We start from the raw sequence: 14,271 nt of genomic DNA on the forward strand, positions 1-14,271 counted from the left end.
AACTGGCCGGTGGCGGGCTGACGGATCCGGCTCAAGCCACGATCGGCATCCGGTGGGGGTGGTGTTCAGGCGCCGACCGCCCGTCTCCGTTGGCGGCGGCGTCCCGGGCCGCGCGGTCCATACGGGCCGCGTAGTCCTCCTCGGTGAAGGCCACCGGGGTGCCGGTCATGTCTCCGCGCCGCTCAGTACCGCACCGCCCGCCCCACCACCGCCCGTACATCGGCGCCCAGCTCGCGGTTGCTGCGGGCCGTGGCCTTCCCGGACTCGCCGGCCGGGACGTCGGGGACGGTGACGACGACCACGTCGAGCAGGTTGCCGTGCTGGTCGGTGAAGTCGACCTCGACCGCGAAGGACCTGGTCGAGTCGGCGGTGTTGTCGGCGGTGACCTCGACCGTGGTGCGCCCGTCGGTGACCGGGGCGCCGAGCCGTACGTCGTCCTTGACGTCGACGCCGCCCTCGATCTCGTCGAACCTCCGGCCCACCTCCGCCGTCGCCGACGCGAACGCCTCCGAGGCCTCCGCGGCGAGGGAGGATGCGGCGGCGGTGGCCTCGGCGCCGATGGACCGGGCCGCCGAGGCGGCCCTGCTGACCGTCTCCGAGGGGCTTTCGTCGTCGGTGCAGCCGGTCAGGGAGACGAGGGCGAGCAGGGCGGTCAGGGGCGTGCTCGTGGCCCAGTGCCTACGGTGACCGGCCATGGCGCCTCCGGGACTCGGTGGGGTTGTGTCCGGTTCCAGTGAAGGTCGGCGCACGGCCGGCCGCACGCCGACCTTCACCCGGACAGCCCCGCCCTCATGGCGACGGACCCCGCCTCGCCCGATCGTCGAGGAGTCGAAGGACGAGACGCTGGCGGACGGCTTCCGGCGTACGGCTCACGGCGTACGGTGCCGTCCGCCCCGGCAGAGACGGGATACCGCCATGACCCAGCAGCCGCACGCGACACCGCCGACCGGAGGGGGTCGGCCGCCGACGGGCGGGGGGCAGGCGCCCCCGGCCTGGGACGACACCTTCCGGCCGGCCGCTCCCGCGTCCGCCGAGGCCGGCCCCGCACTGACGCCGACCGAAGCCGGCTGGGTCACGGGCGGGGTCGTATTCGCCGGTGTGCTGATGCTGATGAACGGCGTCCTGGCGATCTTCCAGGGCATCTCCGCGCTCGCGGAGGACGACGTGTGGGCCAGCCTCGGCGACTACGTCTACAAGATCAACCTGACCGGCTGGGGAGTGATCCTCCTCGTCCTGGGCACGGTCGTCGCCGCCACCGGCTGGAGCATCCTCCGGGGCGCCGCCTGGGCCCGGATGGCGGGCATCTTCCTGGCGTCCCTGAGCATGGTCGCCCAGTTCCTGTTCCTGCCGTACGCCCCGGTCTGGTCGGTCATCATGATCGCCATCAACTTCTTCGTGATCTGGGCACTGGCGGTGTACCGGCCCAGGAAGAGTCGTCTCAGCGCTGCAACGCGCGATACCGCTCACAGCTAGCTCGGCGTGCGGGGGCCGCCCCCGCACGCCGAGGTGCAGGCGGCGGTCACGTGTGACCGAGGCCGCCGCTGCCGAAGGAGCCGCTGGAACCGGGCAGCCAGCGCTTCCGGTGCTGGTCCTTACCTCGTTTGCTTCCCGAGTGGTGGAGCTCATACGGCATGAGCCGTTCCCGCCCGTCCGGGGGCACCGGAACTTCGTCCGGCTCCCGCACCTCCCTGACCTCGCGGATCGGGCCGGACTCGGGCAGCTTCGGCTGCTCCTCCGGGCGGGGGTGGGGCAGCTCCTGGTCCATGGCCTTCATGCCCAATCGCACGGCCCAGATCAAGGCACCGGCGATGAACAGGCCTCCGGCAAAGGCGGCGATCACGTTGAGCACATCGCCCCCCGCGGCCGCTAGTTCATACATCGCCGTATTCATATTCCGATTATCGCCGAAATGTGGCTTCGGGCGACGTGGGCGTGGACCGTATTTTCAGGTGATCTCGAGAAGCGGTGGTGTCACGACCGGCCGGCGGCTTTGCGAACCGGCACGGGATCGGCGTCGGTCTCCCGGCCCGTGTGCGGTGGCGAGGGGTGCGGTGCCGGGTAGGCGAGGTGCACGAGTCGCAACTGTTCTTGCCGCATGTACATGACCGATTCGAGGATGTAGCCCACGAGCAGGACGAGCGTCGCGATGGTCATGATCGCGGCGGCGAGGATCGCTGTCGGGAAGCGTGGCACGGTGCCTGTCCGGATGAAGTCGGTGATCACGGGGATACCGAGAACGACCGAGACGAGGGCGAGCAGAGCCGCGATCACGGTGTGGACGAGCGAGGGCCGCTCGCGCCGCGCCAGATCGAGGATGAGCCGGAGGATGCGCCAGCCGTCTCGGCATGTTCGCAGTTTGCTCTCGCTTCCGTCGGGCCGGACTCTGTAATCCACCACTGCCTCCGCCGTGGGGAGGCGGAGGTGGAGGGCGTGGACGGTCATCTCGGTCTCGGTCTCGAACTCGCGGGAGAGCGCCGGGAAGGACTTGACGAAGCGCCGGGAGAAGACCCGGTAGCCGCTCAGCATGTCGGTCACGTCATTGCCGAACAGAGAGCGAACCGCCCCGGTGAGCAGTTTGTTGCCGACGGTGTGCCCCGCCCGGTAGGCACCGCTGACCGTCTCGCGGCGAGCGCCGACGACTTGGTCGTAGGGCCCCTCGAAGAGCAGGTTCACCATGTCGCGCGCCCGTGACGCGTCGTACGTGTCGTCGCCGTCGATGATGAGCAGCGCGTCGGCGTCGACATCGGCGAAGGCGCGCCGGATGACATTGCCCTTGCCTTTGCGAGGCTCCTCCCGGACGATCGCACCCGCCTCGCGGGCGACCTCCACCGTGCGGTCGGTCGAGGCGTTGTCGTACACGTAGATGTCGGCCTCGGGGAGCGCCGCCCTCAGATCGCGCACCACCTTGCCGACGGCCGCCTCCTCGTTGTGACACGGCACGACACACGCGATCGTCGGTCTCACGACCACTCCTTAACTCCTTACGCCAAACACCCCTGCGCGAACAGATGCCGCATATAAGAAGAAATGATGCGTTATGGGCGAGTCCGGAAAGGGAGGGCGCGCCGTGTCGTTACCCTCGCTTTGTGCCGGTTCTCGTGTTTCTGACACTCCGTGTGCGTGACGCCGTCAGGGGCGTCTGGCGCGAGGTCGCGAAGTTCGGGATCGTCGGGGCGCTGGCCTTCGTCGTGGACAACGGCGGCTACAACCTGCTGGTCTTCGGCCTCCCCGGCGCCGCGGGTGGCGGATCGATGCGGACCGCGCCCGTCCAGGCATCCGTGATCGCGACGAGTGCCGCGACGCTCTTCAGCTGGGTCGGGAACCGCTACTGGACCTACCGTCACCAGCGTCGCGAAAAGGTGACCCAGGAGCTGACCCTGTTCCTCTTCGCGAACATCGTCGGCGTCGCCATCACGGCGGGCACGGTCTTCCTGGCACGGCACGTGATCGGGCTCGAATCGGCCCTCAGTGACAATGCCGCCCGCGTCTTCGGCTGGGTTCTCGCCACGCTGTTCCGCTTCTTCGCCTACCGGCGCTACGTCTTCGTCGCGCCCTGATCCGGCCGGTCCTGCCGGCGCTGTTAGCATCCGGCATATGGGACATACTCGATGGATCCGGGGCGAACAGCGCTGGATCGGGGTACTGACCACTGTCGCCGCGGCCTGCTGCCTGGCCACGACCGTCGTTTTCGCCCCCGGGTACATGAGCCCCGACAGCATCGACCAGCTCCGGCAAGCCATGGGAAAGACGCCACTCACCGACTGGCACCCACCCGTTTTGAGCTTGGTATGGCGTGCGCTCATCGCGGTGACCGGCTCGCCCGCGTCCATGGCCGTCCTCCAGTCCGTCGTCTTCTGGGGGGCGCTCTGGGTGATGGCCTGGTGCGTCTGGGAACTGACCGCGAGCCGTGCCGGTTCGCTCGCCGTCCTCGGCCTCGGGCTGACTCCCCACGTTCTGACGTTCGTCGGGGTGGTGTGGAAGGACGTCCACACGGCGTTCGCGCTTCTCGCCGCCTGCGCGGTCGCGTTCGTCGGCCTGCGTCTGCGCGAGGGGCGCCCTCGCCCCGCGCTGCGGTGGGGCCTGCTCTGGCTGGGCGTGCTCTTCCTCGCCTACGCCATGTTGGTTCGCAAGAACGCGTTCTTCGCCGCGATTCCGATCTTCTTCATGCTCGTCCTCGCGTTGTGGCGCAATCCCGGACGCCGGATGTGGGTCATCTGCACAGCGGCACTCGTGGTCGGCCTTGTCGTGCCGGCCACCGCCATCTCCTGGATCGCCCGGCCCGTACACACGAAACAAGCCGCGCAGATCATGCTCGACGACCTGGTCCACGTACTGACCGTGAAAGAACTGCGGTCGGCGGATGTGTCACCGGACCTGCGGGACCGCCTCGTGGCCGCGGCGAAGAAGTGTGACCGCGTCAATTCCTTGTCGGACACCTACTGGACCTGCTACGAACGCCCGGCGAACGGGCTGGTGGGGCACGCGGACCAGATCACGTCCCTGTGGACGCGCGAGATGAGCAGCCACGTTCCCGGCTATGTCCAGTACCGGCTGCGGCTCTTCACGGAACTGCTCTTCGAGACCGGCTATCCGTATCACCCGGGGGTCCGCGACAACGAGCTGGGGCTCAAGGTGTCGCACGACCGAATGGAGGACATGCTCGAAACGTACGTCCTAGGTGCGGTCACGGATCTTCGGCCGCTTTTCCGGGGATGGTTCTGGCTCACGATCGGGCTCGTGCTTTCCATCCGCCCGGGCAGGGGACCGTTCTCGATGCCGATCCGGGCGCTGGGGGTCAGTGCGGCGGCATACGTGCTCGGTTACCTGCCCATCATGCCCGCGACGAATTACCGCTACGTCTACTGGCCGGCGATCGCCTGCACTCTCGGTCTCCTCCTGGCCTGGCTGCATCGTGGCACCGCCTCCTCGCCTCCGGCAGGCTTCGGCGCCGACGGCCGCGGCCTGCCGGTGCATCAGTCGGCGGACGCCAGGGACGAATCTCCGGCCGGGTGACAGGCCCTAGAGGCGTCGGCCCACATTATTGATGTTCACCGCCGGGAGTTGTTCGAGCAGGGGCGCCACAACGGGCTTGACTGGCCCGGTGACTTGATGCAGCAGGCCGCCGACCGGACCGGGGTCGGCGGTAGGGGCGGCCGCTGAGGCGGTGTACGCCGGGAGGCTCAGGGCGCCGAGAGCAAGGAGCGTGACAGTCGCCATTCGGGATGTTTTGTTCATCTCTGTTCCCTTGTCGGAGATTCCTGACGGCACCGGCGCCCTGGTCCGCCCAAGGGGGCGGTGCGCGCCTGTCGGGCCAACGGCCCAGGCGGATCTTGGTAACGGTCGCATTCGCCCGACGGTGTGGATATGTCCCTCCGTGGCCGGACAGCTTCGAGAGGTCCGATCCGTACGGCGCAGCCCGAGGTGCGGTCGGCTCACCGAGATGGTCGGGTGGGTCTGACCCCGCAAATTCGCGCGCAATGGAGCCCAGCATGGCGATCATCGCGGTCTTCGACCAACCCGGCATGACACAGGCCCAGTACGAGCAGGTCACCGACAAGGTGAATCAGGGCCGCGGTCTGGTCAAGAACACCACGGACTGGCCGGTACCCGGTCTCATTTCGCACATCTCCGCCCGCACTCCCGATGGCTGGTTTGTCGCTGACGTCTGGGAGTCCGAGGAGGCGTTCCAACGGTTCAGCGAAATCGTCCTGCCGCTGCTGCGAGAGGCAGGTGCGCCGGAGGCGGAACCGAAGATCTACCCGGTCTTCAACCTGGTGACCCCGTAGCCCGACGAACAACGCCGACGCCCTTCGCATTCCGCCGAGCCCGCCGGATGACACCGCTACCCGGACAGCACGTCCCCCGTTTCCTGGGCACGTGACAGCACGCGGTACTGCTCGCTGTCCGCCGGCAGTTCGTCGTGGGTGCCCGGATCACCAGCAGGGTGCACTCCGCCGTGGTCTCGCGGATCGATCTGCGCAGCGCCACTTCGCTGACCGCGTCCAGATGGGCGGTCGGCTCGTCCAGCAGCAGCAGGCGCGGCCGGGTCAGCAGGGCACGGGCGATCGCGATCCGCCGGCGCTCGCCACCGGCCAGCGCCATGCCGTGCTCCCCGGCGTCGGTGTCCAGGCCCTGCGGCAGACGGTCGACCAGGTCGGTGAGGTGCGCCAGTTCGACCACCCGGTCCACCTCGTCCTGTCCGGCGTCCGGGACGGCGTAGGTCAGGTTCTCCCGCAGCGTGCCGTACAGCACCGGGGCATGCTGCTCCACCAGGCCGGCCCGGGCCCGGTGGTCGGCTCGGCCGAGTGCCCGTATGTCACGGTCGTCGAAGAGGATCCGGCCGCGGTCCGGGTCGTAGAACCGCTCGATCAGGGCGACATGGGAGTGCTCCGGTATCTCGGAGGTCACGCCGCGCAGGACGGGGCGCCGCGGTTCGTAGCCGAACCAGACGTCCTGGAACTCCAGCACGGGTGCCCGCGGCCGCCCACCCCTGCCGCCCGCCCCGGTACGGCGCCGGAGCCGCGGCTCCGGACACGGCGTCCTGCTCCGTGGGCAGCGCCAGCACTTCCGTGACCCTGCGGTACGGCCCATGCCCTGCTCCATGGTGCTGAAGGACTGGAACAGCGTGCCGATCGGCTCCACCAGCTTTCCCGCCCCCGGGCAAAGCCCAGACCGGTCTTGCGGAAGGAGCCGACCGTGGTCAGCGTCGGACGCTCGTACGTGCGCGTGTCGTTACACCTCCGGCCGCCAAGTCCGCCAGTCCGCAGGCAGGGCGGCGGCGATTTTCGGACGTGTCCAGGCCCCCCGAGTCCAGTTCCGCCTCAACAGGCAACCTCAACAAGGCTCATACGTCTCTCACAGGGCGCTCACATACTCGATCGAGAACGCGTGGGAGACCAGCAACCGATGACCAGTCAGAAACACAGAAGTCGCTTAAAGCGCTCGGCGCTCGCCGCGGGGGCCGCGCTCACCGTCGTCGTCACGGGGTCCGGGGCCGTTCCCGGGACCGGGGCGGTGGCGGCTGAGCGTGCGGCCGGGCAGCCGTCGTTGAAGCTCGTCGCCGCGTCCAACTCCGTGACCATCGACCGGTGGAGCGAGGAGGGTGTCCACCTGGACCTCGGCACGTACGTCACCGTCGACGGCGCGCCGCTGGAGTTCAAGGTGACGCGGAAGTCGTACAAGGATCCTGTCGTCGCCCAGCAGATACTTCGTGACGGGACGCGTACGAAGACGAAGAAGCTGCCTGCCGGACTGGTGAAGGACTTCTCCGGGCTGCCCGGGTTTCTCGAGATGTCCATCACCAACGCCGCCGGTGAGGAAGTGAGGAAGGCCGCCGAGACCTTCTGTCCCAACAACGCGTCCGGGCGGCTTCGTCCCGACGCGCCGGCCACCTCGCACTATCCGGAGGGCTGTTCCACCAACCCCTGGACGCTGGGCTCGGTGTGGGGCGTCGAGAAGGGCTGGGCGGCCAACACCAGCAGGGTCGACTGGGACAATCCGGTGGACCTGCCCGCGGGTGAGTACACGGCCAAGGTCGCGGTGGCCAAGGTGTACCGGGACCTGTTCGGTATTCCGGATGAGCGCCCGACCATCAAGTTGACCGTACGGGACGTGAGTGAGGGTGAGGGGGCGGCGGGGCTGACCTCCTCCACGCGGTCCTCCGCCCACCACGGAAGTGGGCACGAGGCCCACGCCACCTCCGACTCCGGGTCCACCGGCCACCACTACGGCCCCCGCGGCGCCGACGCTCCTCCCGCGCCCGAGCTCTCCAACGCCCTCGAGGACCGTGGCACGGCCCACCACCTCGGCGACGGGCAGGGGCACACCGACGGTTCGCGTGTCGCGCCCGCGCTGGAGCCGGCCACCAAGCGGCCCACCGGGCGGGCGGGTGCTCCCGCCAACGTGCCCAAGCCCGACCTGCGTTCGCTGCCCGCCTGGGACATCGCCATCACCGACGGCGAGGACGGGGACGTACCGGGCAAGGACTACCTCGCCTTCTCCGCGAATGTGTGGAACGCGGGGCCCGCGCCCCTCGTCGTGGACGGGTTCCGCAGTCCTGGCAAGGACCTGATGGACGCTTACCAGTACTTCTACGACGCCAAGGGCAAGCAGGTGGGGTACACGCCCACCGGCACCATGGAGTGGGACCCGCGGCAGGGTCACGAGCACTGGCACTTCACGGACTTCGCCAGCTACCGGCTGCTGAGCGAGGACCAGACGAAGGAGGTGCGCAGCGGCAAGGAGGCGTTCTGTCTGGCCAACACCGACGCCATCGACTACACGGTGAAGAACGCCAACTGGCACCCGTACAACACCGACCTGTCGACCGCCTGCGGTGAGCAGAACTCGATCTCCGTGCGTGAGGTCCTCGACGTCGGCTCCGGCGACACGTACACCCAGTACCGTCCCGGCCAGTCCTTCGACATCACCGACCTGCCCAACGGCACGTACTACATCCAGGTGATCGCCAACCCGGAGAAGCGGCTCCAGGAGACGAACACCGACAACAACGTCGCCCTGCGGAAGGTCATCCTGGGCGGTGAGCCCGGCGCCCGGACCGTCAACGTGCCGCCGCACGATCTGATCGACGCTCCGTAAGCTCCGTAAACGTGGACCGCTTGGGCGGGCAGCGCGGCTCATGCCCGCACTGCCCGCCCACTCGTGCTCTCAGGGCTCTGTACGGGTTCAAGTGCGGTGCTGGAGCACCACGTAACCCTGGGTGTTTCCGATGATCGCGTACTGGGCCTTCGGGTGGAGCTGGCGGGCGTACTCCTCGACGTCGCGGATGCCGCCGTCGGTGTTGTCGAGGGCGATGTAGTCGGGGGCGATGCCCCGGGTGTTGCCGAGCCAGAACACGCGGCAGCGGGAGGTGAGGCGGCTGGTCGGGCCGATGTTGGCCTCGACGGTCGCGCCGTCCGGGATGCTGCGGTTCAGCATGCGTTCTATCGCGGTGACGCGCGCGGGCTTGTCGTAGGCGGCGGATTCGGTCAGCGCGGAGACGGGGAGGGCGGTCGTCAGCGCGAGGGCCGCCGCGGCCACGGCGGTGGGCACGTGGAACGCGTACGAGCGCAGCCAGGGGCGGGAGCTGCGGCGGGCGGCGGTGAGGGCGTCGACGAGGGCGAGCGCGACGACGGGCATCAGGACCGCGCTGTAGTGCCAGTCGGTGCCCCAGTAGTGGTCGTCGGCGGAGACGAAGCGCCAGCCGAGGGTGGGCAGGGCGACGGCGAACAGCGGGGAGCGCAAGGCCAACAGGCCGCTGGTGGGGATCAGCAGCCAGGCCAGGGTACGGAGCTTGGTGTCGACGCCGTCGAAGAGGGCGAAGCCGCTGTCGACCTTGGTCCAGTAGTCGTAGTCGCCGACGGTGTTGAAGGCCGGGATGATCGTGGTGAGCGTCAGCAGAGTGGCGGTGGCGCCCAGGGCCGCCGCCCCGAGGGCGTACAGAGTCGTGCGGGGGGAGCTGCCGCGGGCGCGCAGGGCTACGACCACGGCGATCGCCGCCGCCGTCAGGCCGAGGTCCTCCTTGACGAAGATCAGCGGCAGCGCCCAGAGCAGGGCCCGGCGCCAACGCTGGGCCAGCACGGCCTCCAGGGAGAAGGCGATCAGCGGTACGGCGAAGCAGATCTCGTGGAAGTCGAAGTCGACGGCGCGCTGAACGCCCCAGGACAGGCCGTAGGCGATGCCGATCGCGAGCCCCCGGCGGCGGCCCAGGAGATTCGCGGCCGCGCGGGTGACCGGTACGGCCGACAGCGCGAACAGCGCGGCCTGGGCGACGAGCAGCGTGATGGGGGAGGGGAAGAGCCGGTAGAGGGGGGCGAGGAGGGCGGTGACCGGGCTGAAGTGGTCGCCCAGGACGTTCGTGCCCGGGCCCTTCAGGTCGACGACGGGCGCCTGGAGGTGGGCGTAGGCGCGGATGGCCTGCTCGAAGATGCCCAGGTCCCACGACATGGTCGCCAGATGCCGGTAGCGGGAGATGGAGACGGCCGCGTAGACGAGGAAGAGGGCGGCCGCGAGGAGGTAGGGGTCGAGGCTGCCGGGCAACTGGGGGCGCCGGTCACCCGGGGGGTGGGTGACCGGCGGGGATATGTGAGGAGCCGGGTCGTCGTTTGCGGTCTGGGCCGGTATCGATGGCGCCTGTGCGGCCGGCGCGTCCTGCGGCGGGCCAGGGAGAGCCTTGGGCACGGGGAGTCCTTACGAGCAGGGTCTTGCGAGCAGGTCTTGCGAGTGGGGCCGTTGTGGTGGGGGCTTGAGAGTCTGGAGTGCGGTGAGGGCACTTTGGGGACGGGAGTGTGGTGAAGGAGGGCGGCTTTGGGGTCGGGTGTGTGGTGAAGGAGGGGCGCGTGGGCGAGCAGGGGGCGTGCGCCGGAGCTTTGTGGGCCGAGCGCCCTCCGAGTGTCGCGCCTCGTGCGCCGGGCCTCGCGAGTGGGTCCCTGTTCAGGTGTGGCTGCCCCGTGAGGGACTGCCGGGAGGGCGGAGAACCCTCGCCCCTCTAGACCCACTGGAGCCTCTCGGGGTTCCAGCCTCACCACCACGTCAGTACGCCGTCTTCACCATCCGCCGCTGCTCCCGCTCCGACAGCCGGCTTCCCGACTCCCGGCGGGCCATCCGCTGGAGCAGCCGCGGGGCGAGCGCGAAGCCGACACCTCCAGGGTCTGGGCGCTGTCGGGCAGCAGCGCGGAACGGCCAGCGGCCGTGGTCGCGGTTGGCCTGCAGGACGATGCCGAGGCGGGCCCGCCAGGCGGGGTCCTCGCGCGCGGGGTCCTGGCCCAGGACCTCGGCGTCGCCGCCGGAGCGGGCGCGGTAGCCCTCGAGGATCTCGATCGTGGTGCTCTTGCCCGCGCCGTTGGGGCCGAGCAGCGCGAAGAGTTCGCCTCTGCGGACCTCCAGGTCGAGTCCGCTCAGCACATCGCGCGTGCCGTAACGCTCGTGGTCTGAACTTCACACGAACGCAGTACGTTCCGGATCGGTCGCCGTCCGTCGCTCCCGCTGTCGCGTTTGTTCAATCCCCGCCGTTCTCGGTCTGCCTACCGTGCCCTCAAAGACAGCGGGGACCGTGCTCCCGGAGACAGCAGAGCAAGGAGCGAGCGCCATGGAGCCGACAGTCGTGATGATCCGGGCCTCAGCTGCGGCCGTGGACGTCGTGCGCGGGATCGGTCCCGGCGAGCTGGACCGGCGCACGCCGTGCACCGAGCTGAACGTCCGGGCGCTGCTGAATCACCTGATCTACTGGACCGGCGCACGCGGGTACGGCGCCGGGCTCAAGCAGCCCCCGCAGCCGGGCGAGGTCGAGCAGGGCCATGACTTCACCGCGGAGCCGGGCTGGGCCGAGGCCTATGCCGCCCGGGCGGCGGCGACCGCCGAGGTGTGGAGCGACCCGCGGGCCTGGATCGGCGAGACGGCGCTGACCGGCAACGGCCGCCTGATGCCGGCCGGCTTCGTCGGCGGGATCCTGCTGTGCGAGTGGCTGCTGCACGGCTGGGACCTGGCGGTGGCCACCGGACAGCAGCTGACCGTGGACGACGACCTCGCGGCGGCCGCGTACGAGGACGTCGCCGGCCGGGCCGAGATGGCCAGGCAGTACGGGGCCTTCGGCCCGGAGGTCCCCGTGCCGTCGACCGCCCCGCTGTTCGACCGAGCCCTGGGCCTGTCGGGCCGCGACCCGGCGTGGCGGCGCGAGGCCTGACCGCCTGCGCTGGACCTCCAGTACCTGGAGGAGGCCCGCCGCCGGGCAGGACGGCGTAGTAGTGGACAGGCCCTGGGTCAGCTGAGGCAGATCACGAGCAGGCAGAGCTGGGGCGAGGTGGGCGAAGTCGTCGACGGGTCGGGGCTCGTCTGCGAGCTGCCCGAGTCCGAGCCTGCGTTGTCGCCGGCGGTGGGCGGAGCGGGGGTCGGCTGGGCCGTCGTACCGGACCCGGACCCGGAGTCGGAGTCGGACCCGGTGCCGGACCGGGTCTGGTCGGTGACCGATCCGGCCGAGACGGAGGTCGGGGGCGTGGTCCGCGGCTGTGGATTCACCGGCGTCCGGGGGACGGTCGCGGCGTCCGGCCGGGTGTTCGCCGGTGTGGTGGGGGTCGAGGCAGGGGCGGGCCGGCGACGCTGGTCGTCTGCCGCGGGCGCCTGCTCCTCGTGGGCGCGCGAGGTGCCGCGCGTGGTGGGCGGTGTCGACTCCGGGCGGGTGTGCTGGTCCGTCGTCTCCTTCGCGCCGCCCATGCCCGTGACGTCCGGGGCGGTGGCCGCCTGCGTCTTGTCCGTGGACTGCCGGTCCATCGAGAGGACGGTCAGGCCGCCTCCGACGAGTGCGACCGCCGTCGCGACCAGTGCCCGGCGCTGGGTCTTCTTCCACCGGGCCTGCTGCCGACGGCGTGCCGCGCGCCCTCGCGGCGCGGGTATCGCATGGTCGAAGTCATCGCTGGTGGGGTCGACGGGTGGGGCTTCGCGCGGCGTGTCCGAGGGGGTGACACCCCAAGCAGCCGTGCCCGGCGAAGCGGTGGTGGCCGGCCCCGGCACGGGGTGACCGTCGATGATGCCCGGTGCGATGTCCGGGGCGTAGGCACCGCATCCGGGGCACACGAGGGCGCCATTCAGATGCCGACGACACGTGGAGCAGTAGTCCATCTGTGGTCTTCCTGAGTTGACATGCCGACGACCCTCCGGGCCGTGCAGTACTCGCCGTTCGCATGAGGCAGCGAGTGGTCAGTAACGCTAACGACACGATCGGACGACTGTGTGCAGTCCGTGTGACACTCCTGCGCGGATTCTCTGGGTACGGGTTTTACACACCTCTGGTCACAGAGGTCTCAGAACACACCAGCCGTCACACACCCGGGGACGCCGGAGGTGTTCGGCCGGCTGTAGTCGCCGCGGCAGACCTGTGCCCGCCGCAGCAGAGTTTCGCCTCGGGCGACTAAAGTTCTCCTGCGGGGAAACCAGCCCCTGTGGCGGGTCGTGCTCCGGCGGCCCGCGGGAAGGCGCAGATGCCCTCGGAAGACCAGCAGTACGTCGCCGACCGGCTCGACGACGACCACTTCCCGGCGTACACCATGGGCCGGGCCGCCGAGCTGATCGGTGGTACGCCCGGGTTCCTGCGAGCCCTGGGTGAGGCGGGGTTCATCGTCCCGACGAGGTCGGAGGGCGGCCACCGCCGCTACTCGCGCCACCAGTTGCGCCTGGCCGCCCGGGCCCGTGAACTGGTCGACCAGGGGACCCCGATCGACGCGGCCTGCCGCATCATCGGCCTCGAGGACCGGCTGGAGGAGGCCCTGCGCGACAACGAGGAGCTGCGTCGGCCGGAGAGAGAGCCCGGATCCGTCCCGGGCGGCCAGTGAATATCTCACACGGCCGGAGTAGAAATCCGAGTGGCCCCCCAAAATAATTCTGCGGTGAGCTCTGCCGATATTTTCGGGCAATGCCCGCTGCCTCTCGGCTCCTTCCCGGCGCCTTCTCGCCGGTTTCTCGACATCCATTTGTTTCGTGTCCTGCCGTGCTAGGCTGGACGTCAGTTGCAGTTGTGGTTGCCATTTTGCTGCCGGTTTTTCCGGGCAGGTGATCATCACGGCGATGGGGAGGTCCGCGCGGTGCGGGCTTCCAGCACTGCCTCAGGAGATATGACATGGCCACCGGTACTGTGAAGTGGTTCAACGCGGAAAAGGGCTTCGGCTTCATCGAGCAGGACGGCGGCGGCGCCGACGTCTTCGCCCACTACTCGAACATCGCCACCCAGGGCTTCCGCGAGCTGCAGGAAGGTCAGAAGGTGACCTTCGACGTCACGCAGGGCCAGAAGGGCCCGCAGGCGGAGAACATCGTTCCCGCCTGATGTTTGCCTGACGTTTGCGTTTGAGCCATTCGCGCATACGGCGAAACAGGGCCTGCACCTCGGGTGCGGGCCCTGTTTGTTTCCGCTTTTCTGTGCGTTTCCCAGCCGAGAAACCGTTCCCCCCAACCTTTGGTGAGGCACCATGCGCGTTGTGATCGCCCGTTATCCCTTCGACTTGGACAAGAGCGAGGTGGAGACCAAGATGAAGGGTGTCCGCCCCGAGGATGTCACCGGTGCCTGTGTGGCCATCGGGCGCCGGCTGTACCCGGTCAAGCAGGTGGGCGAGGTGATCACCCGCCAGGATCGCCGCGACTTCAGCGCCGGTGAGGTGACCAGGGCACTGACCCGCCTCGGCTTCACCTGCCACGCCGCGCCTCCGGTGGCCCCGTCCGAGGACCCCGCCCCGGCTCCCGCGCCGCCTCTCTGGACGGGCGCCTGACCGGGACGCGGGTTCGCGGATC

The 14,271-nt window shown here is 69.5% G+C and carries 19 protein-coding genes; 9 read left to right on the forward strand and 10 right to left on the reverse strand.

Annotation, left to right across the window (positions count from 1 at the left end; genetic code table 11):
• Positions 1-31: 31 nt before the first annotated feature.
• Together ABT063_RS26675 and ABT063_RS26680 are read right to left on the reverse strand one after the other, a co-directional pair.
• Positions 32-169, reverse strand: coding sequence for a hypothetical protein (locus tag ABT063_RS26675; protein WP_351061211.1), 138 nt, complete (start codon positions 167-169; stop codon positions 32-34).
• Between the two features lie 13 nt (positions 170-182).
• Complete coding sequence (locus ABT063_RS26680; RefSeq protein WP_351061213.1) at positions 183-695, reverse strand: FxLYD domain-containing protein; 513 nt, start codon at positions 693-695, stop codon at positions 183-185.
• 220 nt (positions 696-915) lie between these two features.
• On the opposite strand from ABT063_RS26680, the gene ABT063_RS26685 reads away from it, so the two are divergent.
• Positions 916-1,473: a DUF7144 family membrane protein gene (locus ABT063_RS26685; RefSeq protein WP_351061215.1), complete on the forward strand. Its 558-nt coding sequence runs from the start codon at positions 916-918 to the stop codon at positions 1,471-1,473.
• A gap of 46 nt (positions 1,474-1,519) precedes the next feature.
• Here the strand turns inward: ABT063_RS26685 and ABT063_RS26690 are convergent, their stop codons facing one another.
• Both ABT063_RS26690 and ABT063_RS26695 read right to left on the reverse strand, forming a co-directional pair.
• On the reverse strand, positions 1,520-1,891 hold the full coding sequence (locus ABT063_RS26690) for a DUF6479 family protein (RefSeq protein WP_351061218.1): 372 nt from the start codon (positions 1,889-1,891) through the stop codon (positions 1,520-1,522).
• An 80-nt stretch (positions 1,892-1,971) separates the two neighbouring features.
• Entirely contained in the window at positions 1,972-2,970 is a 999-nt protein-coding gene (locus ABT063_RS26695) for a glycosyltransferase family 2 protein (protein ID WP_351061221.1), read from the reverse strand.
• Between the two features lie 116 nt (positions 2,971-3,086).
• Between ABT063_RS26695 and ABT063_RS26700 the strand changes: the two genes are divergently transcribed.
• Positions 3,087-3,557 carry a GtrA family protein gene (locus tag ABT063_RS26700; protein ID WP_351061224.1) on the forward strand — a complete coding sequence of 157 codons (471 nt, stop codon included), beginning with the start codon at positions 3,087-3,089 and terminating at the stop codon, positions 3,555-3,557.
• Between the two features lie 37 nt (positions 3,558-3,594).
• Positions 3,595-5,013: a hypothetical protein gene (locus tag ABT063_RS26705; protein ID WP_351061226.1), complete on the forward strand. Its 1,419-nt coding sequence runs from the start codon at positions 3,595-3,597 to the stop codon at positions 5,011-5,013.
• Between the two features lie 6 nt (positions 5,014-5,019).
• Here ABT063_RS26705 and ABT063_RS26710 read toward each other — a convergent pair whose 3' ends face one another.
• The gene (locus ABT063_RS26710) at positions 5,020-5,217 is read right to left on the reverse strand and encodes a hypothetical protein (RefSeq protein WP_351061229.1); all 198 of its coding nucleotides are present in this window, start codon (positions 5,215-5,217) and stop codon (positions 5,020-5,022) included.
• A gap of 272 nt (positions 5,218-5,489) precedes the next feature.
• Between ABT063_RS26710 and ABT063_RS26715 the strand changes: the two genes are divergently transcribed.
• On the forward strand, positions 5,490-5,786 hold the full coding sequence (locus tag ABT063_RS26715) for a hypothetical protein (protein ID WP_351061232.1): 297 nt from the start codon (positions 5,490-5,492) through the stop codon (positions 5,784-5,786).
• Here the strand turns inward: ABT063_RS26715 and ABT063_RS26720 are convergent.
• A complete protein-coding gene (locus ABT063_RS26720) occupies positions 5,767-6,468 on the reverse strand; it encodes an ATP-binding cassette domain-containing protein (RefSeq protein ID WP_351061234.1) in 702 nt (233 codons plus the stop codon). The two genes, ABT063_RS26715 and ABT063_RS26720, sit on opposite strands and share 20 nt — an antisense overlap.
• Positions 6,405-6,767, reverse strand: a complete 363-nt coding sequence (locus tag ABT063_RS26725; RefSeq protein ID WP_351061316.1) for a keywimysin-related RiPP — start codon at positions 6,765-6,767, stop codon at positions 6,405-6,407. Before ABT063_RS26725 ends, ABT063_RS26720 begins: the two co-directional genes overlap by 64 nt.
• A gap of 139 nt (positions 6,768-6,906) precedes the next feature.
• Here ABT063_RS26725 and ABT063_RS26730 point away from each other — a divergent pair, with 139 nt between their 5' ends.
• Positions 6,907-8,598, forward strand: coding sequence for a lysyl oxidase family protein (locus ABT063_RS26730; RefSeq protein ID WP_351061237.1), 1,692 nt, complete (start codon positions 6,907-6,909; stop codon positions 8,596-8,598).
• 87 nt (positions 8,599-8,685) lie between these two features.
• Here the strand turns inward: ABT063_RS26730 and ABT063_RS26735 are convergent, their stop codons facing one another.
• Positions 8,686-10,179, reverse strand: a complete 1,494-nt coding sequence (locus tag ABT063_RS26735) for a DUF2079 domain-containing protein (protein WP_502990894.1) — start codon at positions 10,177-10,179, stop codon at positions 8,686-8,688.
• Positions 10,180-10,530: 351 nt separating this feature from the next.
• Positions 10,531-10,902, reverse strand: a complete 372-nt coding sequence (locus ABT063_RS52290; protein ID WP_502990895.1) for an ATP-binding cassette domain-containing protein — start codon at positions 10,900-10,902, stop codon at positions 10,531-10,533.
• 184 nt (positions 10,903-11,086) lie between these two features.
• Here ABT063_RS52290 and ABT063_RS26745 point away from each other — a divergent pair, with 184 nt between their 5' ends.
• The gene (locus ABT063_RS26745; RefSeq protein WP_351061240.1) at positions 11,087-11,680 is read left to right on the forward strand and encodes a TIGR03086 family metal-binding protein; all 594 of its coding nucleotides are present in this window, start codon (positions 11,087-11,089) and stop codon (positions 11,678-11,680) included.
• A 77-nt stretch (positions 11,681-11,757) separates the two neighbouring features.
• Here the strand turns inward: ABT063_RS26745 and ABT063_RS26750 are convergent, their stop codons facing one another.
• On the reverse strand, positions 11,758-12,612 hold the full coding sequence (locus ABT063_RS26750; RefSeq protein ID WP_351061243.1) for an SCO2400 family protein: 855 nt from the start codon (positions 12,610-12,612) through the stop codon (positions 11,758-11,760).
• Positions 12,613-12,971: 359 nt separating this feature from the next.
• On the opposite strand from ABT063_RS26750, the gene ABT063_RS26755 reads away from it, so the two are divergent.
• The 3 genes from ABT063_RS26755 (at position 12,972) to ABT063_RS26765 (ending at position 14,249) form a co-directional block, all read left to right on the forward strand.
• Positions 12,972-13,322 carry a MerR family transcriptional regulator gene (locus tag ABT063_RS26755; RefSeq protein ID WP_351061246.1) on the forward strand — a complete coding sequence of 117 codons (351 nt, stop codon included), beginning with the start codon at positions 12,972-12,974 and terminating at the stop codon, positions 13,320-13,322.
• A 284-nt stretch (positions 13,323-13,606) separates the two neighbouring features.
• A complete protein-coding gene (locus ABT063_RS26760) occupies positions 13,607-13,810 on the forward strand; it encodes a cold-shock protein (protein WP_010986199.1) in 204 nt (67 codons plus the stop codon).
• Positions 13,811-13,952: 142 nt separating this feature from the next.
• Positions 13,953-14,249 carry an SCO5918 family protein gene (locus ABT063_RS26765; RefSeq protein ID WP_351061249.1) on the forward strand — a complete coding sequence of 99 codons (297 nt, stop codon included), beginning with the start codon at positions 13,953-13,955 and terminating at the stop codon, positions 14,247-14,249.
• The last annotated feature ends 22 nt before the right edge of the window (positions 14,250-14,271 follow it).

Source organism: Streptomyces sp. NPDC002838 (genome assembly GCF_040295365.1).
Taxonomy (GTDB): Bacteria; Actinomycetota; Actinomycetes; order Streptomycetales; family Streptomycetaceae; genus Streptomyces.

Coding starts and splice junctions, on each gene's coding strand:
- ABT063_RS26675 (WP_351061211.1), bottom strand. CDS start 169: ATGACCGGCACCCCGGTGGCCTTCACCGAGGAGGACTACGCGGCCCGT.
- ABT063_RS26745 (WP_351061240.1), top strand. CDS start 11,087: ATGGAGCCGACAGTCGTGATGATCCGGGCCTCAGCTGCGGCCGTGGAC.
- ABT063_RS26690 (WP_351061218.1), bottom strand. CDS start 1,891: ATGAATACGGCGATGTATGAACTAGCGGCCGCGGGGGGCGATGTGCTC.
- ABT063_RS26680 (WP_351061213.1), bottom strand. CDS start 695: ATGGCCGGTCACCGTAGGCACTGGGCCACGAGCACGCCCCTGACCGCC.
- ABT063_RS26715 (WP_351061232.1), top strand. CDS start 5,490: ATGGCGATCATCGCGGTCTTCGACCAACCCGGCATGACACAGGCCCAG.
- ABT063_RS26760 (WP_010986199.1), top strand. CDS start 13,607: ATGGCCACCGGTACTGTGAAGTGGTTCAACGCGGAAAAGGGCTTCGGC.
- ABT063_RS26755 (WP_351061246.1), top strand. CDS start 12,972: ATGCCCTCGGAAGACCAGCAGTACGTCGCCGACCGGCTCGACGACGAC.
- ABT063_RS26730 (WP_351061237.1), top strand. CDS start 6,907: ATGACCAGTCAGAAACACAGAAGTCGCTTAAAGCGCTCGGCGCTCGCC.
- ABT063_RS26765 (WP_351061249.1), top strand. CDS start 13,953: ATGCGCGTTGTGATCGCCCGTTATCCCTTCGACTTGGACAAGAGCGAG.
- ABT063_RS26685 (WP_351061215.1), top strand. CDS start 916: ATGACCCAGCAGCCGCACGCGACACCGCCGACCGGAGGGGGTCGGCCG.
- ABT063_RS26710 (WP_351061229.1), bottom strand. CDS start 5,217: ATGGCGACTGTCACGCTCCTTGCTCTCGGCGCCCTGAGCCTCCCGGCG.
- ABT063_RS26705 (WP_351061226.1), top strand. CDS start 3,595: ATGGGACATACTCGATGGATCCGGGGCGAACAGCGCTGGATCGGGGTA.
- ABT063_RS26750 (WP_351061243.1), bottom strand. CDS start 12,612: ATGGACTACTGCTCCACGTGTCGTCGGCATCTGAATGGCGCCCTCGTG.